The sequence below is a fragment of the Pseudoflavonifractor sp. BSD2780061688st1 E11 genome (assembly GCF_005844125.1).
Lineage (GTDB): Bacteria > Bacillota > Clostridia > Lachnospirales > Lachnospiraceae > Sellimonas > Sellimonas catena.
This window is the reverse complement of the sequence record NZ_SPHM01000003.1, coordinates 25,459-45,728: the sequence shown is the minus strand read 5'-3', so window position 1 is coordinate 45,728 and position 20,270 is coordinate 25,459. Positions and strand designations below refer to the sequence as shown.

Annotated in this window: 18 protein-coding genes; 14 read left to right on the top strand and 4 right to left on the bottom strand. The window is 48.7% G+C overall.

The window, feature by feature from the left end; genetic code table 11:
- Positions 1 to 40 precede the first annotated feature (40 nt).
- The 4 genes from FGQ85_RS02065 (at position 41) to FGQ85_RS02050 (ending at position 4,543) form a co-directional block, all read left to right on the top strand.
- Positions 41 to 712: an ECF transporter S component gene (locus FGQ85_RS02065; RefSeq protein WP_242958968.1), complete on the top strand. Its 672-nt coding sequence runs from the start codon at positions 41 to 43 to the stop codon at positions 710 to 712.
- Positions 713 to 715: 3 nt separating this feature from the next.
- A complete protein-coding gene (locus FGQ85_RS02060) occupies positions 716 to 1,483 on the top strand; it encodes a type III pantothenate kinase (RefSeq protein WP_138372518.1) in 768 nt (255 codons plus the stop codon).
- Between the two features lie 73 nt (positions 1,484 to 1,556).
- Positions 1,557 to 2,930 (top strand): MATE family efflux transporter, encoded by a 1,374-nt coding sequence (locus tag FGQ85_RS02055; RefSeq protein WP_330616824.1) that lies wholly within the window; start codon positions 1,557 to 1,559, stop codon positions 2,928 to 2,930.
- A gap of 23 nt (positions 2,931 to 2,953) precedes the next feature.
- Complete coding sequence (locus FGQ85_RS02050) at positions 2,954 to 4,543, top strand: M1 family metallopeptidase (protein ID WP_087167230.1); 1,590 nt, start codon at positions 2,954 to 2,956, stop codon at positions 4,541 to 4,543.
- Positions 4,544 to 4,610: 67 nt separating this feature from the next.
- Here the strand turns inward: FGQ85_RS02050 and FGQ85_RS02045 are convergent, their stop codons facing one another.
- Positions 4,611 to 5,990: an MATE family efflux transporter gene (locus FGQ85_RS02045; RefSeq protein WP_087167231.1), complete on the bottom strand. Its 1,380-nt coding sequence runs from the start codon at positions 5,988 to 5,990 to the stop codon at positions 4,611 to 4,613.
- A 259-nt stretch (positions 5,991 to 6,249) separates the two neighbouring features.
- Between FGQ85_RS02045 and FGQ85_RS02040 the strand changes: the two genes are divergently transcribed.
- The 4 genes from FGQ85_RS02040 (at position 6,250) to FGQ85_RS02025 (ending at position 11,559) form a co-directional block, all read left to right on the top strand.
- A complete protein-coding gene (locus FGQ85_RS02040) occupies positions 6,250 to 8,964 on the top strand; it encodes a TetM/TetW/TetO/TetS family tetracycline resistance ribosomal protection protein (protein ID WP_138372517.1) in 2,715 nt (904 codons plus the stop codon).
- A gap of 329 nt (positions 8,965 to 9,293) precedes the next feature.
- Positions 9,294 to 10,211: an Rpn family recombination-promoting nuclease/putative transposase gene (locus FGQ85_RS02035; protein WP_138372516.1), complete on the top strand. Its 918-nt coding sequence runs from the start codon at positions 9,294 to 9,296 to the stop codon at positions 10,209 to 10,211.
- Between the two features lie 140 nt (positions 10,212 to 10,351).
- Positions 10,352 to 10,873, top strand: coding sequence for a peptide-methionine (S)-S-oxide reductase MsrA (gene msrA, locus FGQ85_RS02030; RefSeq protein ID WP_204229577.1), 522 nt, complete (start codon positions 10,352 to 10,354; stop codon positions 10,871 to 10,873).
- Positions 10,867 to 11,559: an ARMT1-like domain-containing protein gene (locus tag FGQ85_RS02025; RefSeq protein WP_138372515.1), complete on the top strand. Its 693-nt coding sequence runs from the start codon at positions 10,867 to 10,869 to the stop codon at positions 11,557 to 11,559. The genes msrA and FGQ85_RS02025 overlap by 7 nt, the downstream gene beginning before the upstream one ends.
- A 98-nt stretch (positions 11,560 to 11,657) precedes the next feature.
- Here the strand turns inward: FGQ85_RS02025 and FGQ85_RS02020 are convergent, their stop codons facing one another.
- Together FGQ85_RS02020 and FGQ85_RS02015 are read right to left on the bottom strand one after the other, a co-directional pair.
- Positions 11,658 to 11,993, bottom strand: a complete 336-nt coding sequence (locus FGQ85_RS02020) for an LPS biosynthesis protein (RefSeq protein WP_087252683.1) — start codon at positions 11,991 to 11,993, stop codon at positions 11,658 to 11,660.
- 39 nt (positions 11,994 to 12,032) lie between these two features.
- Positions 12,033 to 14,138 (bottom strand): ATP-binding domain-containing protein, encoded by a 2,106-nt coding sequence (locus FGQ85_RS02015; protein ID WP_171027858.1) that lies wholly within the window; start codon positions 14,136 to 14,138, stop codon positions 12,033 to 12,035.
- A 127-nt stretch (positions 14,139 to 14,265) separates the two neighbouring features.
- On the opposite strand from FGQ85_RS02015, the gene FGQ85_RS02010 reads away from it, so the two are divergent.
- A complete protein-coding gene (locus tag FGQ85_RS02010) occupies positions 14,266 to 14,817 on the top strand; it encodes a sigma-70 family RNA polymerase sigma factor (protein WP_243128462.1) in 552 nt (183 codons plus the stop codon).
- Positions 14,777 to 15,307, top strand: a complete 531-nt coding sequence (locus FGQ85_RS02005) for a hypothetical protein (RefSeq protein WP_087167237.1) — start codon at positions 14,777 to 14,779, stop codon at positions 15,305 to 15,307. The genes FGQ85_RS02010 and FGQ85_RS02005 overlap by 41 nt, the downstream gene beginning before the upstream one ends.
- Before the next feature lie 92 nt (positions 15,308 to 15,399).
- Here the strand turns inward: FGQ85_RS02005 and FGQ85_RS02000 are convergent, their stop codons facing one another.
- Positions 15,400 to 16,296 (bottom strand): AraC family transcriptional regulator, encoded by an 897-nt coding sequence (locus tag FGQ85_RS02000; RefSeq protein WP_138372513.1) that lies wholly within the window; start codon positions 16,294 to 16,296, stop codon positions 15,400 to 15,402.
- 293 nt (positions 16,297 to 16,589) lie between these two features.
- Between FGQ85_RS02000 and FGQ85_RS01995 the strand changes: the two genes are divergently transcribed.
- From FGQ85_RS01995 to FGQ85_RS01980, 4 genes are all read left to right on the top strand, one after another.
- Positions 16,590 to 18,209 (top strand): alpha-glucosidase, encoded by a 1,620-nt coding sequence (locus FGQ85_RS01995; protein WP_138372512.1) that lies wholly within the window; start codon positions 16,590 to 16,592, stop codon positions 18,207 to 18,209.
- Between the two features lie 74 nt (positions 18,210 to 18,283).
- Positions 18,284 to 18,901 (top strand): hypothetical protein, encoded by a 618-nt coding sequence (locus FGQ85_RS01990; protein WP_087252685.1) that lies wholly within the window; start codon positions 18,284 to 18,286, stop codon positions 18,899 to 18,901.
- Positions 18,902 to 19,038: 137 nt separating this feature from the next.
- A complete protein-coding gene (locus FGQ85_RS01985) occupies positions 19,039 to 19,557 on the top strand; it encodes a peptidylprolyl isomerase (RefSeq protein ID WP_087168552.1) in 519 nt (172 codons plus the stop codon).
- A gap of 18 nt (positions 19,558 to 19,575) precedes the next feature.
- Complete coding sequence (locus tag FGQ85_RS01980) at positions 19,576 to 20,253, top strand: CatA-like O-acetyltransferase (RefSeq protein ID WP_138372511.1); 678 nt, start codon at positions 19,576 to 19,578, stop codon at positions 20,251 to 20,253.
- Positions 20,254 to 20,270 lie beyond the last annotated feature (17 nt).

Here is a 20,270-nt window from a genome sequence, read left to right as displayed (position 1 = left end):
GTATTGTATCTCAGAAGAGAATGATAACAAGGAGGCAATTATGAATCAAAGAGCAGACAGCAGAAACGCAGGCACGTCCATGAGCGTGCGCAGCATGATCCAGGTGGCATTATTCGGAGCAATTATCGTGATTTTGGCATTCACCCCTTTCCTCGGATACATCCCGCTTGGATTTACGAGAGCGACCATCATCCACATCCCGGTGATTATCGGATCCATTCTGATGGGGCCGAAAAAGGGAGCGGTACTTGGATTTGTTTTCGGTGTGACCAGTTTTATCAACAACACGATGAACCCGACGGTGACATCGTTTGTATTCACACCGTTTTATAACCTCGGAGAATTCAGCGGAGGGATCGGCAGCCTGATCATCTGCTTTATCCCGAGAGTTCTGGTCGGAGTGGTTCCATATTATGTATATAAAGGAGTGAAAGCTTTGACCAGAAGTGAGAAAGTATCATCACCGGGACTGATTCTGGCAGGCATGTCCGGAGCACTGGTTAACACGCTGCTTGTGATGAATCTGATTTTTGTATTTTTCCGTGACGCCTATGCAAAGGCAAACGGCGTAGCAGAGAGCACGGTATACACATTTATTCTGTCCGTGATCGGAATCAACGGGGTGCCGGAGGCCATTGTGGCGGCGGTCTTTACCCTTGGAATCGGAAAGATTCTGATGAAGAAAAATATCAGAGACAGACTGGGAGTTTAGAGTATGATTTTAGCGATTGATATAGGAAATACAAATATCGTCATCGGATGTATGGAGGGAAACCGCTGCAGCTTTATCGAGCGGCTCTCCACCGTCCGGACGAAGACGGAACTGGAATATGCGATTGATATTAAAAATGTCCTGGACATCTACCATATCAATCCGCACGAGCTGGAAGGCGGAATCATTTCATCCGTGGTTCCTCAGATTACAAAGTCCTTCCGGCTTGCGGCCGAGAAGATCCTGAAGAAGGAGATTATGATTGTGGGAGCCGGCATCAGGACCGGACTGAATATCCGGATGGACAATCCGGCGTCTCTTGGGGGCGATCTGGTTGTGGACGCGGTGGCCGGTCTTCAGGAATATAAACCTCCGATGCTGATCTTTGACATGGGGACGGCGACAACGGTCAGCGTCATCGATGAGAACCGCTGCTATCAGGGCGGCATGATTTATCCGGGCGTGGGGGTATCACTGGATTCCCTGACGGCAAGGGCGGCACAGCTGTCCGGCATCAGTCTGAAAGCGCCGGAGCATCTGATCGGGAAAAATACGATCGAATGCATGAAGAGCGGGATTATCTACAGCAGTGCAGCGGCCATCGACGGAATCATCGACCGGATGAAAGAAGAGCTTGGCTCCGATGTGACAGTCATTGCTACAGGCGGACTTGCAAAAAAGATCGTGCCCCACTGCAGAAGAGAGGTCATTCTGGATGACGATCTGCTCTTGAAGGGGCTGTCGATTCTGTATCAGAAAAACAAGAAATAAATCAGGGAAGCCGCGGTCAAAAGACCGCGGCAGTATTATGGAATGAGACATCATCAAAAAGGGGGAACGGACTTTGAAGAAAAACAAATATGAAATTGACATGTGCAATGGCTCCATTATGGACAAGCTGGTGACTTTTGCCTTTCCGCTGATGCTGACCAGCATTCTGCAGCTTATGTTTAATGCAGTAGATATCATTGTAGTGGGAAGATTCAGCGGAAGCCAGGCTCTGGCGGCAGTAGGCTCCACGTCCGCACTGATTAATATTTTCACGAACCTGTTTATTGGAATTTCGCTGGGCGCCAACGTACTGGCAGCCCGTTATTATGCGGCCGGGAAAGACCGGGAAATGTCAGAAGCAGTACACACAGCTATTACTCTGGCCCTGATCAGCGGAATCGTTATGGCATTTGTAGGAGTGGCAGCGTCCAGACTTGCGCTTTCCCTGATGGGAACGCCGGACGACGTTATTGACCAGTCGGTACTGTATATGAAGATTTACTTCATGGGCATGCCGTTTTTTATGCTTTACAACTACGGCGCCTCCATCCTCCGGGCTGTGGGAGACACAAGAAGACCGCTGTATTTTCTGATTGCGGCCGGGCTGACCAATGTGGTGCTGGATCTTCTTCTGGTTATCGTAATCCCGCTGGATGTGGCAGGCGTTGCCATCGGTACGGTGGCTTCCCAGATGATTTCCTGTATTCTGGTTATCCGGTGCCTGCATCAGTCCGACGGAAGCTACCAACTGCGGTTTTCCAGACTGACGGTGAAAAAGGAGCATCTTGTGCGGATCCTTCAGGTGGGAATTCCTGCCGGAATCCAGAGTACCGTCATCAACTTTTCCAACGCCCTGCTGCAGTCCTCGGTCAATTCATTCGGATCCACTGCCATGGCAGGGTACACGGCGGCAAACAACATCATCGGATTTTTGTATTCCGCAGTCAATGCAGTAACCCAGGCATGCATGAGCTTTACAAGCCAGAACTACAGTGTCGGTAAGCAAAAACGGATGGACAGGGTTCTTCTGGACTGCATCATTTTGACAGTCAGCGTATCCGCGCTCATGGGAATCGGGGCCTACGTTTTCGGAGGACAGCTTCTTCAGATCTATACGGCAGAGCCGGAAGTCATTCAGTGCGGCCTGGAAGTACTGTCCATCACAACGGTACCTTATTTTCTCTGCGGCATCATGGACCTGTTCCCGGGAGCCCTGCGGGGAATGGGACACTCGGCGGTGCCGATGATCTTATCCGTCATCGGAACGGTGGGAACACGAATCGTCTGGATTTACCTGTTCTTCCCGCACCACAGATCTCTGTACTTTCTGTTCATTTCCTATCCGGCATCCTGGATTCTGACTATCATCATGCAGGCAGTCTGTTTCTATTTTGTGAGGAAACAGTGTAAGCTGGAGATGCATTTAAACAGTGCGGAAGAAGTATAAAGAAATTTTTGGAGAAAAAGTGTATGAAAAAGAATATAAAAAAGTATCTGGCAATCGTTTTGGCGGTGTTATTCCTGGGAGAACAGCTTGCAGGCTGTGTCCAAAGTGAGCAGACGGAACAGGAGACAAAGCTGGAGAGCCGGACGGTTGATGAGATCGAACTGGAGCCGTATGAGGCAGAAGAACTGCCGCCTGCCGGGGAGAGAAAGACATGCAGGGCAGAACAGTATGAAATGGAGATTACACTGGATACCGTCAAGCAGCAGATTCGGGGAAACAGCACCATGACCATCACGAATCAGACAGAAGATACACTCGGACAGATCTGTGTGAGAAACTATGCGGCTTCGATCCTGAAGGAGAAAGGAACGGGAACATCCACCATTTCCAATGCAAGAATCGCAGGTACGGATCAGATGCTTGTGACGGAAACAAAAGAAGATTCCTCAGTCATTTATCTGCAGTTGGGAGAGCGGGAGCTGAAGCCAAAGGATACCATTACCATCTCTCTTGATTTTGTGACTGACATACCAGAACAGAAAGAAAAGTTCGGATACTGGGAAGAAGGAGAGAACCGGGTGTATCAGTTATCATTTTGTTTTCCGGTTACTGCCATGTACGAAAACGGAAAATGGAATGAAAATCCATATGTATTTTCCGGCGAGTCCAACTATCACAGTCCGGCTGTATTTCGCTGTACGTTCACAGCGCCTGAAGAATATACAGTGGCGGCCACCGGAGAGGAGAAGACATCCGGTAAAGTGACGGAGATTTATGCGGAAAGCATCCGGGAACTGGCGGTTGTGGCATCTGACCGTATGAAGAAGGAGTGTGTAGATGCCGAAGGTGTCGAAGTTAATCACTATTATCTGGATTATAAGGGAAACACAGAATATAATAAGTTGTCCTTAATGGCTGCAAGGGATTCAGTACTTTTATTTTCCAGGTTCATCGGTGAGTATCCGTATAAAGAGCTGGACATTGTACAGACGGCGCTTTCAAACGGGATGGAGTTTCCGGGGCTTGTGATGGCCGCAATGCCGGATGTTGAGAACATTCAGAAACTGGATCAGAGTGCCTCCTATACATCGGCCTGCAGTATGATTGCCCATGAAACGGCACATCAGTGGTTCTATGGCGGAGTGGGAAATGACCCGTATGAAGAAGCGTGGCTGGATGAAGGTTTTGCCGAGTACTGCGAGGATGTGCTGTATCAGCAGAGCAGGCTGGCGAGTGCAGTGGAAGCGGTAAAACGGGATCAAGAACGGCTTGGAAGCAGCGAAATCTGGGGAACGATGTCAGACGAGGAATTTCACCGGGATATGGAAAGTCAGATTGAGCAGATCGTGGGAGAGCGCTTTATTATCAACCGCACTTATGAACAGTACCAACAGGAAGTGGATACGTATTCCGAGTATGTCTATACTGGAGGCTCCTGCTTTTTGTATGAACTGCAGAATGCCATGGGTGATGGAAAATTTTTCTCCATGCTCCAGCAGTATTACAGAAACTGGTGTATGAAAGAAGCGAGGACAGAAGATTTTCTGCAGGCAGTCAGAGCATATGATAACTCGGAAGAGGTGAATCAGATCATAACAAAGTATATTGCATAAATACCGGATTTGCGGGAAAGATATGAGAAAAAAGAGGAAAACGGATATAACCGGTTTCCTCTTTTATTTAATGGGAAGAAGCGTATTCTTTTGTATCCTGATAGGTCCGGAAAATGTGCCGGAGCATCAGGATTGCACAGATGCAGAGAATGAATTCCGCTGTACACTGCGCGTAAGCCAGTCCGTAGAGCGGGAAAATCATATTCAGGATAAGAAGTGCCGGAATTTCCAGGATCAGCTTCCGCATGACCGCAAACAGAAGAGCATATCTTCCGAATCCCAGTGCCTGGAAGACACCCACTGCCAGGAAGTCTACGCTGATAAAGCAGATGCCAAGTCCGAATCCATGGAGGAACCGGGTTCCGTATGCGATGATCGCTTCATTGTTCATAAACAGGCTGATGAGCCGTCCGGCATTGATATAATAAAGAACCGTCACTACTGCAAGGACCGGGACGATCAGCTTCAAGGCAAAGAGAATGGTATCTTTCATCCTTCTCCGGTTGCCGGAAGCAAAGTTATAGCTTACAAGCGGCATGATTCCCTGGGAGAATCCCATTGCCACCTGCATCGGAACCATGTAGATCTTGTAGGCGATTCCCATGGCGGCCACGGCGTCCGCCCCGTAGGCGGAAGTAAAATTGTTCAGGACCGTCATCCCGGTCACGTTGAGCAGGTTCTGGATGGAAGCCGGGATGCCGACACCGCAGACCTCCCTGATGATCTGGCGCTTGATCCGGAATTTCTTTGGATTGATGCAGACAAAGGTATTTCCCCGTTTTACATAAAGAAGAACGAAAAAATACAGGCAGGCCACACAGTTGGAAATACAGGTGGCAAGTCCGGCACCTGCCGCACCCATGTGGAAGCCCCACGGAAGAATGAAAATCGGGTCCAGAATCATATTCAGGATACATCCGCTCATCGTCCCGATGCTGGCATGAAGGGCCGCACCTTCCGAGCGGACCAGATAGGCCATGACGACATTCAAAATGGAAGGGGCTGCTCCAAGATAAACTGTCCAGAACATATATCCCTGAGTGGCGGCACGTGTCGTCTCATCCGCCCCGATCAGGGTCAGTAAAGGTCCGTGAAACAGTCCGCACAGCAGACCGAATAGCACTCCGCAGATCAAAGAGCAGTAAAATCCAAAAGCTGAACTTTCCGATACCACCTCATAGTCCTTTCGTCCAAGCGCCCGGCTCATCATGCTGGATGTTCCAACGCCAAACAGGTTGTTGATGGCATTAAACGCAAGCAGCACCGGAGCGGCAAGGGAAACTGCGGCATTTTCCACCGGATTGTTGAGCATTCCCACGAAATAGGTGTCCGCCATGTTGTAGAGCACCATGACAAGAGAACTGAAAATCATGGGAACCGACAGCTTGGCAACCGCCGAGGGGATTGATGCCTTTTCAAACAGCACAATCTTTTCATTTTCTTCCATTTCAAAAACCTCCTCATATCTTTTGTACCTTATCGAAGCAAGGTATTTCATTCCACAAAAAAGAATCCTGTCTGAAGGATTCTCTGCGCACAGCCGCTTCCATTCCCCTGGAAAACGGGTGACATATACCCAGTATATCATACTGAGGGAAAAAGAAAAAGGATTCGGAGGTGAAAAAGCGGGAGAATTCCCTTTATAGACGTCCCCTTTCTGTGTTATGATAGTATCTGTACTATCGAACAGAAAGGGGTATTTTCATATGGAAGATACGTCTGGAAATAAAGACAAACAGATTTGTCTCGGTCTGGTCGCCCATGTGGATTCGGGAAAGACGACGCTGGCCGAGAGTATTTTATATCAGAGCGGACAAATCCGGACGCTTGGAAGAGTCGATCATAAAGATGCGTTTCTGGATACCTACGAGCTGGAAAAGGACCGCGGCATTACGATTTTTTCCAAACAGGCACAGACCGTGATCGGGGACAGGCAGGTGACGCTCCTGGATACGCCGGGCCACGCAGATTTTTCCGCGGAGATGGAACGAACCCTTCAGGTACTGGATTATGCGGTGCTGGTGATCAGCGGGGCGGACGGCGTCCAGGGACAGGTGCGCACCCTCTGGACCCTGCTGGACCGGTATGAGATTCCGGTTTTTCTTTTTGTAAACAAGATGGACCAGCCGGGGACGGACCGGACGGCCCTTCTGCAGGAACTAAAGAAAGAGCTGGACGAGCGGTGTGTGGACTTTGGCAAAGACCAGAGCCGGGAGGAACTGTTGGAAAATATCGCAGTGTGCGAAGAATCTCTTCTGGAATATTATCTGGAGACCGGAGAGATCGAGGATGAGGCGGTAAGGACTCTGATCCGGGAGAGAAAGCTGTTCCCGTGCTGCTTTGGATCTGCATTGAAGATGCAGGGAGTGGAGGAATTCCTTCAGGTATTTGACACCTTTACAACCGCACCATCCTATCTGGATGTCTTCGGGGCAAAGGTCTACAAGATTGCAAGAGATCCGTCCGGGACCCGCCTGACCTATCTGAAAATCACCGGCGGGACACTGAAAGTCAAGGACATTTTAAGGGGCAGAAAACAGCAGGACCCGGAAGAGACCTGGGAGGAAAAGGTTCATCAGATCCGGATTTACTCCGGTGCCTCCTATCAGGCGGTGGAGGAGGCTTCCGCCGGGATGGTCTGCGCCGTGGCGGGACTGGATTCCAGCTGGTCCGGGGAAGGACTTGGAATGGAGGAGGACGCCCAGGTGCCGATGCTGGAGCCGGTGCTCTCCTATCAGATCCTTTTCCCGGACGGGGAGGACGTTCACCTGATGCTTCTGAAACTCCGGCAGCTGGAGGAGGAAGTACCGGAACTGCACATCGTATGGAATGAGCAGGCCGAAGAGATCCATGTCCAGGTGATGGGCGAGGTTCAGATCGAAATCCTGAAAAGCATGATTGAAGAGCGGTTCGGCGTCCGTGCCGAATTTGGCTCCGGAAGCATTGTATACAAGGAAACCATTACGAAGAAAGTAGAAGGGGTGGGCCACTTTGAGCCCCTCCGCCACTATGCGGAAGTCCATCTGATTCTGGAACCGGGTGAGCGGGGCAGCGGACTCGTTCTCGACAATCAGTGCAGCGACGATGTGCTGGATAAGAACTGGCAGCGTCTGATCCTGACCCATCTGGCAGAGCGGAAGCATCCAGGAGTTCTGACCGGATCGGAAATCACCGATCTGAAAATCACCCTGGCATCCGGAAGAGCCCACCAGAAACATACAGAAGGCGGAGACTTCCGGCAGGCGACGTACCGCGCTGTCCGGCAGGGACTGATGAAGGCGGAAAGTATCCTGCTGGAACCGGTCTACGACTTTATTCTGGAAGTCCCGCAGGAATCCATCGGGCGAGCTATGACGGACATCCAGAAGATGGGCGGCTCCTTTGCGCCTCCGGAGCAGGAGATGGACCGCGCCGTCCTGCGCGGCAGCGTTCCCGTATCGGAGCTTCAGGGATACCAGATGGAAGTCATTGCCTATACGAAAGGGCTTGGAAGGATGTCCTGCACTCTGAAAGGGTACGAGCCATGCCACAATGCGGAGGAAATCATCGAGGCGGCAGGATACCGGCCGCAGCTGGATGCGGACAACCCGGCGGGATCCGTATTCTGTGCCCATGGTGCCGGATTTTATGTGGAGTGGGATCAGGTAGAAGACTATATGCATCTGGAAAGCTGCTTGAAAGAAGAAAAGCCCCGGGAAGAAGCGGCCGCACCCCGTTCCTATACCCTGACCTCCAGTTACGGCTGGGGAGACGAAAAAGAACTGGAAGAGATCTTCAACCGTACCTACGGGTCCGGCCAGGAACGAAAATACGGATACCAGAAACAGAAAACCAAAACCCCTTCCAGGGCGCCGAAGACCGTCTACGCGAAAAAGAAGGAGGAGGAAGAATACCTCCTTGTAGACGGCTATAACATTATCTTTGCGTGGGAGGAATTAAAAGAGCTGTCCAAAATCAATATCCAGGCGGCAAGAGATAAACTAATGGATATCCTGAGCAATTATCAGGGGTTCAAAAAGCAGACTCTGATCCTTGTATTTGACGCCTACAAAGTGGAAGGACATCCGGGTGAGGTACAGAAGTACCACAATATCTATGTCGTCTACACAAAAGAAGCTGAGACAGCGGATCAGTATATCGAAAAGACGGTACATAAAATCGGTCGTACCCACCAGGTGACTGTCGCCACATCGGACGGACTGGAGCAGATCATCATCATGGGACAGGGCGCAAGAAGGCTTTCTGCAAAAGGACTGAAGGAAGAAATCGAACAGGCCAGTATCGAGATCAGGGAAACGTATCTGGACCACAAAGACACAAAAGGGAAAACCTATCTCTTCGACCAGCTCTCCGAAGAGATGACCGATTTCATGGAGGAGATCCGGCAGGGAAGGAAAGCCGCCAGAAAAGAAACGCCATAGGTCTATTGAAAAGACGGAACAAGGGACAGCCCGTTCCGTCTTTTCATACATGAACACGTAGAATATTTTAAAAAGTTTAGAAAGAATTCTCCGATTTTTTATGGAGTTATCCAGGTCACTGTGATAAGATAACACTATCTGAAAAGCATTCTGCTTTTCTCATTCAACGGCGTTCGCCGGATTATCCAATCAATCAAACTGAATACGGCAGAGACATCTGTCAGAAAAGAACAGACCTTTTCGGCTTTCACGGATTATGGTACACTGTAGAAAGAAGAACAGTTCCTTATCAGGCAGATGCAAAAGCCATCTCAGAAAGGAGACTGTCTATGAGAACAAATGAAACCAATCAAAAAATCACAAACGGCCAGGAAGAATTTATCATGAAACCCTATGTGGACTGGTGTTTCAAAGAGCTGATGCGCAATCCAAAGACGAGACAGGGATTTATTGCAGTGCTGCTGAAAGTCCCACCAGAAGAAATCGGCGAGACGATTCTGCTGAAAAATGAGCTTTCCCGGCGGTCCGAAGAGGAAAAACAGGGCATTCTGGATGTACACGTCCTTTTGCGGAACGGAATTCAGATCGACATGGAGATGCAGGTTGCCTATGTGGATTACTGGGACGAGCGGCAGATGTTTTATCTGTGCAAGATGTTTGCCGATCAGCTGAAAAAAGGAGAAGGGTATGAGAAACTTCAGAAGTGCATCCAGGTCGGAATCCTGAATTTCACATATTTCCATGATGATGACATCAGTTACCACGTGATCAATTTTCGGGATAACAAGACCATGAAGCTGTACAGCGATAAGATGGAGATTCAGATTCTGGAACTGCCCAAGATACCGGAAGGTTATCAGGATCCGGACGGGATTGTAGCATGGATGAAATTCTTCCGGGGGCCGGACAAAAAGGAGATGGAAGAATTGGCAAAAGAAAATCCATATTTGGAAGAGGCATACGAAGACCTGTTGGAAATGAGCCAGGATGAAGAAAAAAGGCGCGAATATGAAGCGAGGGAACGGGCGATCCGCGACTATGAGCATTTCAAACATGCGGCAGAGCGTGCAGCAGAGCGCGCACTCAAGGAGGGACACGAAAAAGGAATGCGCCAGGGAATTCAGCAGGGAATTCAACAGGGAATTCAACAGACATTAATTGATTTGTATCGGAAGCAGGTGCTGACCGTGGAACAGGCGGCCGTGGAATGTGGAATGACGGTGGAGGAATTCCAAAAACTTCTTTAAAATTGGTTTGGACGGATCAGGAACAGAACGAAGAGTTTATTATACCGGATGTGGTTTTGATGGGGAGTCCGAATACACCTTATCCGCTCTCCTGGAAAAAGCATCAGGAAGAGAACAATTTGCATAAGGAGGACATAAATATGAAAACAATCTATTTTGCTGGAGGGTGCTTCTGGGGAATGGAAGCATTTATGAAAAAGCTGCCGGGTGTTGCAGAGACGACGGCCGGATATGCCAATGGCAGAACGGAGAATCCGACGTATCAGGAGGTCTGCAGCAATACGACAGGGCACGCGGAGACGGTGAAGGTCGTGTATGATCCGGAACAGATTTCCCTGGAACTGTTATTAAAAGCCTTTTTCAAGGTTGTGGATCCGACGGAGCTCAACCGGCAGGGCGGTGACGTTGGGGAACAGTACCGGAACGGCATCTATTATGTGGATGTAGAGGACCGGCCCGTGATTGAGGCGGCAATCGAGAAGGAGAAGCAGAAGTATGCAAATCCGGTTGTGACAGAATGCATGCCCCTTGCCTGCTTTTATGATGCAGAAGAATACCATCAGGATTACCTGGATAAGAATCCGGCCGGCTACTGCCATATCAACCTGCTGGATGCGGACGAATTCATTGCAGAAGAAATGGGAGAGGAAAGTATATGTTAATGCATCATGCGTGTATGCTCAGTAATTTAAATCAGGTGTATCGTGTGATCCGTCTGCTGGATATGGATGAGGAGGAAGAACTTCGCTTGTCGGTGAAGCGCTCAGAAGACCCGCTTTGTGGTGCCCTGCGTCTGGCAGCCGCTGGAAATCAGATTGATTTTGCAGGGAGCAGAGAAGTCCGTTTTGTGATGGAAGAAGTATACCATCGGATGAATGGAATGCTGGCGGTGGATGACAGCGGGCAGCTCTTTAAAGATTTGAAAGATGCAAAAAGTGTGTTGTATATAGGGGATAACTGCGGAGAAATTGTGTTGGATAAACTGTTTATAGAAGAAATCCGGAAGCAGTATCCAGATCTTTCCGTTACATATGGAGTCAGAGGAGAACCGATTGTCAATGATGTGACGATTCTGGATGCCCGCATGACAGGAATGGAAAGAGTGGCAGAGGTGATCGAGAACGGAAGCGGAGCCCTTGGTACGGTACTGTCAGATACTTCTTTGCAATTTCGGAATGTGTTTGAAAAGGTGGATGTTATTATCAGCAAAGGTCAGGGCAATTTTGAAAGTCTCAGTGAATGCACCGACAAGAACATTTACCATTTGATGATGGTAAAATGTGAGAGAATCGCCGGGATTTTGAAGGCTCCAGTTGGAGAATTGATCTGCTGTCATGGAGTCCGGTGACAAAGAGAGCTTATCAAGTCTGTTTCGGACGTCTATTAAAGAATCAGAAAAGATACCCCATACTGCAACTATAACAAAGCTGCAGCATGGGGCTGTTTTTATTTCTGAACTTCTTTCCTCAGCACTTCTTTTGGCGGCTCAATTTCCAGAGCGATCGTGTGCTCGGTGAGCTCGGAAAGTGCCCGGATTTTCTTATTTAGGAGCGGGCGCATGCAATTCGGTACATGTTCCTGATGAGCCCGGTGGATGGCTACACATTCCTTGCAGTTGCCGTGGTAGCGGCAGGCTTTCTGGCAAGGGCAGTGATCCTTGTCCTTATATTCTTCCCGGAATGCGGAGGCAAACTCCTCCTGAAGCCGCAGTCCTTCGGCGCGGTCGCCACGGTGAAAGGCTTCCATTGCTTCTTTTTGTTTTGGATTTCCTTCGATGATCATAGGTATCCCTCCCTGAGTCCTGTTTCCATTTGTACGACCTTATTTTAGCACACTTTCGCTGCCTGTGGAAGTCAAAAGGAGAGGAGTAAGCGGCCGGTCCGTCAGAAGATAGAGTTCGTGGAGGGCACGGGTGATGGCCACATAGAGGAGCTTTGCGTTCTTTGGATGATCCTGATAGTGGTCTTCGTCCGGCTTCCAGAGGATGACACAGTCAAACTCCAGACCTTTGGTCAGAGAGACCGGAAGTACCATGACGCCGTTGTGGAAGCTGTTGTCGTCCTCTTCCAGAGGGATGCCAAGGCCGGATTTCAGCTCTGCGGCCTCTTCCGGCGTCCGGCAGATGACGGCGATGGTTTCAAACTTCTTTTCCCGGACGTGCCGGAGAGTCTCCTGCAGCTGGTAGAAGAGTCCGGAAGGCTCTGCCTGCAGAATGGATACCGGCTGACCATGGCGGATCACCGGATCGATCTGGTAGCCGCCCTGGGAAGCCCGCTGAAGGACCTGCCCTGCAAAGCGGGAAATTTCTATGGTATTCCGGTAACTTTTCAGCAGAAGGTAGAAGCTGTCCTTTGGAGAATCAAACATGGCTTCTTTGAGCTGTTCCCAGTCGTTCATGCCGGTCTCGTAGCGGATGTTCTGGGAGACGTCCCCCATAATGGTAAAGTAACAGTCATGAAGCATCTGCTTGAGGACATAATAGACGGTTTCACCGAAATCCTGAGCCTCATCGATAAAGATCTGGCTGAATACATCCTGATCCTGTTTTTGGAAGATCCGGCGGTAAATGAGGCCAAAGGCGGCCGCATCGTAAACATCGGTTTTCCCTTTTGAAACACCGGCTTTTGTCGCAGAAAAATCAAGAGAGGAATCCTGTTCTTCCAATTCGGTGAGAAATGCAAGGTAAAGTCCCGGAACCGTCCATTTGCGGACGGAAGAGTCAAAATACTTCCGGAATGCCTGGCGTTTGGCTTTCTTAAAATCGGATGACCGCTCGGTGCAGAGAAATTTCAGCCGGGAGAGAATCCGTTCATTTAAGTGTTTCTCGAACTGATAGAGAGAATCTTCCGGGTGATAGCTTTTTGCCTCCAGCATGCTCTCCAGAGAGAGCACTACGCCCAGATCCGGATCCGTGATATCCGAAAGGTTCAGTGCTTCCTCGGTAAGTTCTGTCAGAAACCGGTCCAGTGCCCGGATAAAAGGCAGATGGCTCTTGATTTCCGCCTCCGGATAATCCGGCACGATTTGATACTGCTTTTTCCAGGCTTTCTCCATCAGATACGGGAAGATTTCATCCATCCGCATTTCGTGGATATGGTAGACATCCAGCTCCGGCAGACCGCTCCGGATATAGTGCAGGAGCATGTCGCTGCTTCCGATGATGCAGAACTCGGAGGGCTTGTAGAGATCTTCGTAGTTGTACAGAAGGTACGAGATCCGGTGGAGGGCCACCGTTGTTTTTCCGCTGCCGGCCACACCCTGGACGATGATATTTTTGCTGGGCAGATCCCGGATGATGGTATTCTGCTCCTTCTGGATGGTGGCGATGATATCCCCCAGCACGGCGTCCTTATTCTGAGAAAGATATTTCACCAGCAGGTCGTCATTGGCGGCGATATCATCATCGTAGTAGCCGTGCAGCGTGCCGTCGGAAATGTCGTAGGTCCGTTTCTGGTGGAGATCGATTTCCACATCGCTGGATCCGGGAACGGCGTAATGTCCGTTTCCCAGACTGTTTTCATAGTACACATTGGCCACCGGAGCCCGCCAGTCCACGACAATCACGTCGGTCTGATTTTTCGAAATGCCGTTTTTCCCGATATAGCAGCATTCCGAGGCCTCGTAGGTCAGATCGTCGTAGACAATCCGCCCGAAATACGGCTGATGCAGCGCCGATCTGTTTTTGCGGAGGGTATTTTGCACATGCTCCAGAATATTCTGGCTTGCGACCAGCTGACCGTAGGAATCCCCCTCCCCCTTGCGGACAGCCTGAAACAACGCTGTAACCTCTTTTCGCGAGGCCTGTTCTCTGGCCTCATACAGCCGGATATTTTCCTGAATCACGGAAAGACAGCTTTCCAGATGCAGGAGTTCTTCTTGATAATCCTGATTCATCATGATCATTCCTTTCTTTTCCGGCCATCCCAAACACTGTCTTTCCATTATAGCAGGAGAACGATCGAAAGAAAATCCGAAAAAGTGGGATTTTTCCACTTTTTTTCAGGTATGATAAGTGAAAAGCTTTTCAGAAAATATGTTTCGGCGGAGGAAGACAGTGGACAACGAACGATATAACGAAATTGTGACAACATACAGCCCGATGGTGTACCGGATTGCCCTCCACGACTGCAGAAATCATGCCGATGCAGAGGACGTCATGCAGAATGTATTTCTTCGGCTGTACCGGTTCGCACCGGAATTTCAAAGTGAGGAGCACCTGCGCAGATGGCTGATTCAGGTGACCGTCCGGGAATCCAGGCGACTGTTTGCAAAGCCCTTCCGGAAACGGGAAGCACTTCTGGAAGAACTGCATCCGGGAGCGGACACATTGGTATCCGGAAGTCCGGCGGATCTGACGACAGAGGAGGGAGTTCTGGCGGATGTACTTTTGCTCCCAAGAAAATACAGAGTCGTCATTTATCTTTATTATTACGAAGAATATTCCATCAGAGAGATTGCAGGAATGCTTGGGAAAAAGGAATCCACCATTCAGACTCAGCTTGCGAGGGCGAGGAAGAAGTTAAAGCAGACATGGGAAATGGCGGATGGAAAGGAGAGATTACGTTATGAATCAGACAGACGGGTTCAGAGAAATGGAAATTTATAAAATGGCATGCACCAGGCTCAGGCCGGATCAACATGCAGTGAACAAGGTGATGCAGAGGAAGCGGGCGGCCAGAAGGCCGGCCCGGAGAAAGGCAGTGGTTCTTGCGGCGGCCTGCATTGGAATGTTTGCCTGCTCGATCGTAGGCACAGCGGCGGCCAGACAGTTTCAGGTGGAATTTTTTGCAGACGGGAAAGTCCTTCAGATTGGAGCCGGACTGGAGAAAAAAGGGGATCAGTATGTGATCCATATGGAAGAAGGAACCAGGACCAGCAGAGAAATGACAGAAGCAGAGAAACTTGGCGTGTCTGTGGTACGGCATGAAGATCAGCAGACTATCGGACTGGTTCTTGGGGAAGAAGAGCGGGATATTACGGAGGAAATCCGAAGGGATGGACAGTACGAAACCATCTGGGAGAAGGATGGGAAGACGTACCGCATTCAGGTGACGGACGCAGAACCGGAGCCAAACGTTACCATTACAGAAGAATAAAGAGCCAGGATGGATACAAAAGACGCCGGGAGGCGCCCGATTCGATCCGACAGGATCGCTTTTGAAGGGCAGACTTCCGGCGTCCGGTTTCGTTATTCCACTTGGGTTAAGGCCTCCTTTGGCGTCATATGGTACTTTTTCTTAAAGACCCGATAAAAATAAGAAAGGTTGTGAAATCCACTGGAAAAGGCAGCATCAATGACAGAATACCTGCCGCTTTGCAGCAGCTGCCAGGCCCTTTCCAGGCGGAGCGCATTGATGTACTCCGTACAGGTCATTCCCACATGGGTCTTAAAAAACCGCATAAAATGCGATTCACTGAAACAGCAGATTTCAGCAAGCGTGGAAATAGCAATGGGAGATTCCAGATGGAGATCAATGTAGTCCAGCACCAGCTTCAGCTTCTCACTTTGCTCCCTGGAAGAGACGGACACTGTCTTTTGAAGACGGAACGGCCAGATCCGGTAAAATAACTCCAGAAACAAGGACTTCATCAAAAGCTCATAGCCCTCCTCCTGGGACTCATACAACTTGCTCAGACGGGACATCAGATCCCGCAGATGCGGATTCACAGAATGGCCGGAAGAAAACACATACGGAAACTGCACCTCCCGGTTTGCAAACGGACGAAGATATTTCATACTGCAGAGATCCGAACCACCCGCACCCGGAAAATTCATATGAAACACAAAGGACTCCGAAACCATCCGGCTCTCCGGGAACGAACCCGCAGAATGCAGCACACGCGGCGGCAGCAAAATCACATCCCCCTCCCCAACCGGATAATCACACAAATCAATATGATACACACACGAACCAGACCGGATCCAGGTAAACTCCGCCTCCTCATGCCAGTGCGCCGGCACCAGAGGAAACTCCTCCGACAACACCACATCATACTTCTCAAGCGGAAACAGCCGGTCCCCATGCCGCACACCCTCACGCTTCATCAAAAACGAACGATCACGAAGATCCATATCAGCACACATCCAATACACCTCCCAACCTGTTGAGCACTTATAGGTTTTTTTAGGGCTTATAGGACCTGAAAAGCAGAATCGTACAAAATAGTAAGATAATAATACAAGAAAAAAATAAAAAATGCAAGTATAATACAGTTAACCCTTTTGTTGGGGACGTGTACCGATGCAACGGAACCTGTCCCCAATGAAAAATTTCAGAATAGAGCGAGTTTTTAATATTGTATGAGAAAATGTGACAGTTCTAGGCGGCGATTTGGAGATGCCAGGGTACTGAAAAAAGTCAAAGGAGGAGTTTTGTTATGGCAAGAAAGTGGTGGCAGGATAAGGTAGTATATCAGATTTATCCAAGGAGTTTTCAGGATAGTAACGGGGATGGAATCGGTGATCTTCCGGGTATTATTTCTAGATTGGATTATCTGGCGGATCTTGGAGTGGACGCACTCTGGCTTTCGCCGGTGTGTCAGTCTCCGCAGGACGACAATGGGTACGACATTTCGGACTATCAAAATATTGATCCGATGTTTGGAACACTGGACGACATGGAGCAGTTGATTGCGGAAGCAAAAAAAAGAAATATCAAAATTATTATGGATCTGGTGCTGAACCATTCTTCCGATGAACACCGTTGGTTTCAGGAGGCGAAGAAAAGCAAGGATAATCCGTACCACGACTACTATGTCTGGCGTGATGGTGAGGAAGGAGTGCTCCCGAATGAGATGAAGGCATCCTTTGGCGGTTCGGCCTGGGAATGGGTACCGGAGCTTGGTCAGTATTATTTCCATCAGTTTTCTGTAAAACAGCCTGACTTGAACTGGGAAAATCCAAAGGTCAGACGGGAGATTTACGATATGATTCTTTGGTGGATGGACAAAGGTGTTGGAGGATTCCGTCTGGATGTCATCGATCAGATTGCCAAAGAACCAGATAAGAAAATCACGACAAACGGTCCAAAACTGCATGAATTTCTGCGGGAGTTAAGTAAAGAAACATTCCAGAAGGCAGATCTGATTACGGTCGGTGAAACATGGGGCGCGGACCCGGAACGGGCAAAACGTTACAGCAATCCGGACGGCAGCGAATTTTCCATGGTATTCCAGTTTGAGCACGTGATGCTGGATCAGGAAGAAGGAAAAGAAAAATGGGACCTCAGCCCGCTTCCATTTGTGGAACTGAAGAAAAACTTTGCAAAATGGCAGAAAGAACTGCACGGAAGCGGCTGGAACAGCCTGTTTTGGAACAACCATGACCTTCCAAGAATCGTATCCAGATGGGGAAATGACAAAGAATACCGCGTAGAATCCGCCAAAATGCTTGCAACCATTCTACACGGAATGCAGGGAACTCCATATATTTATCAGGGAGAAGAACTGGGAATGACAAACGTAAGATTCCCGGATATTACCCATTACCGCGATATCGAGACACTCCACATGTACGAGGAGCGGCTCGAAGCAGGATACAAAAAAGAAGATATTATGAAATCCATTTACGCAAAAAGCCGCGATAACGCACGGACACCAATGCAGTGGAACGACAGCACAAACGCAGGATTTACCACAGGAACCCCATGGATCGAAGTCAATCCAAACTACACAGAAATCAATGCAGAAAATGAAACCAAAGATCCAGATTCTATTTACAACTACTATAAAAAGCTGATAAAATTACGGAAGGCAAACGAAATCTTCACAGAAGGAGAATTCCATCTCCTGCTTGAAGAAGACTCACAGATTTTTGCATACACACGCACAACTGAAACAGAAACAATGTGCGTCATCGCAAACTTTACAGCTACACCGGCACCATGCAGACTGATAGAAAAATGGAATAAAACAGAAAAACTGATACATAACTATAACACAGAAAACACAGACGGAATATTACGTCCGTACGAAGCAATAATCTATATTGACAGATAATTAAAAAACAACTGTATTTTGGGGACGTGTTCCGGTGCATCGGAACACGTCCCCGTAAAAGGGTGATGGTAACTATGTTGGAGCTGGATTATTTTGGGATTGATGGTGCTGTTGGAGGGAATCAGGACTGGTTTTCGAATGTAGTGATGCATATTGGTGGCTGTGCAGCAGCGGCGGCTTGTGATACGTGTATTTATTTTGGAAAGAGATTTGGAAATACAGGATGGTATCCGTTTGACATTGAAAATCTGAATAAGGATGACTATGTTGTGTTCAGCCAGATGATGAAGCCGTATATCAAGCCGCGGGTTGGAGGCGTGAAGAATCCGGAGTGGTTTGTGGATGGTTTTTCACGGTATCTTGAGGATCATCCGGATCCGGAAAGGCCGAAACTTCGGATGGAGATTTTGTGGGGCGGAGAGCCGGAAGGAAAAGCGAAGGAGGCTTTGAAGGAGCGGATGGATAGAGGGTATCCGGTGCCGTTTCTGCTTTTACGTCATCAAAACCGGGAGGTGTTTGAGGATTATATCTGGCACTGGTTTATGGTGATAGGCTATGAGGAGACGGAGAAGGATTTTCTGATTCAGACGGCGACTTACGGAGAGAAGAAGGCTTTTTCCTTTCACGAGATCTGGAATACGGGCTGTGAGGAGAAGGGCGGTATGATTTTGTATGAGCTGTCCGAAAAGTAATGGCCGGAATTATGCAGGCCGAACCTTCCGGATTGTATTACAGAAAAGAGGTTGACGTCAGAGTGTGGCGGCTTGCCTGCCGCAGAGGAGTGTGTTACAATCGTTTTAGCCTAATAAAGATAAAGGAGAGAAATGATATGGCAAATCCAGTAGTTACGTTTGAGATGGAGAACGGGGATATCATCAAGGCGGAGTTATATCCGGAAATTGCCCCGAATACAGTTCGAAATTTTGTGTCTCTTGCAGGAAAGGGATTTTATGATGGATTGATTTTCCACAGAGTTATCCGTGGATTTATGATTCAGGGAGGATGCCCGAATGGTACAGGTATGGGCGGCCCTGGTTATTCCATTAAGGGTGAGTTTGCGCAGAATGGTGTGACAAATGATCTGAAGCATACGCCGGGTGTGCTTTCCATGGCACGTGCGATGCATCCGGATTCTGCGGGAAGCCAGTTTTTTATTATGCATGAAGCGGCTCCGCATCTGGACGGCGCTTACGCAGCATTTGGAAAGGTGACAGAGGGAATGGACGTGGTCAATAAGATTGCTGAGACAGCGACAGACTACAGTGACCGTCCGCTGGAAACCCAGAGAATGAAAAAAGTTACGGTGGAGACATTCGGCGAAGAATATCCGGAACCGGAAACGATCTAGGTTAAAAGGAACAGGAAGATGAAAAAGAAAATCGACTATGAAAACTGGAATCGAAAAGAGATTTATGAATTGTTTCACGGCTATCTTTTTTATCTGACAGTTGAGATTGATATTACGGAATTCCTGGAGACGATTCATAAACATCAATGGAAATTTTATCCTTCTATCTGTTATTGTATTACCAAGACAGTCAATTTGGATGAAAGATACCGGTATGCAAAAGTGGACGGTCAAGTCTGTGTATGGGATCATGTGAATACTCATTATACTTTGATGCGCAAGAACACGGATCATCTTTTTACACATCAACGGACAGGATACCAGGAGGATTTCCAGAAGTTCTATGAGGCGTTTTTAAAGGATAAGAAAGAAGCGGAAAAATGCAGCAGCCTGTATGCCTATCAGCAAAAGGCGATGGATGACGTGCATATTTCCACGATGCCGAATACTGTTTACACGAGTCTTTCGTACGCCAAGCCGAATTCTTTTACAAAGTATGGAACGGACAATGTCAGTTACATTCCTTTTGTGATGATTGGAAAGTATCATGAGGAAAACGGACGGATGAAAATGCCTGTAACAGTAGAGTTTCACCATGCGGTAAATGACGGGTGGCATGCAGAGAATTTTTTCCGGCTGCTAGAAGAGTGCTGCAGAGGTTTTCAGCAAGAAAAGGAAGACGAAATGCACGATTAGAGAGAGATGTGAGCTGT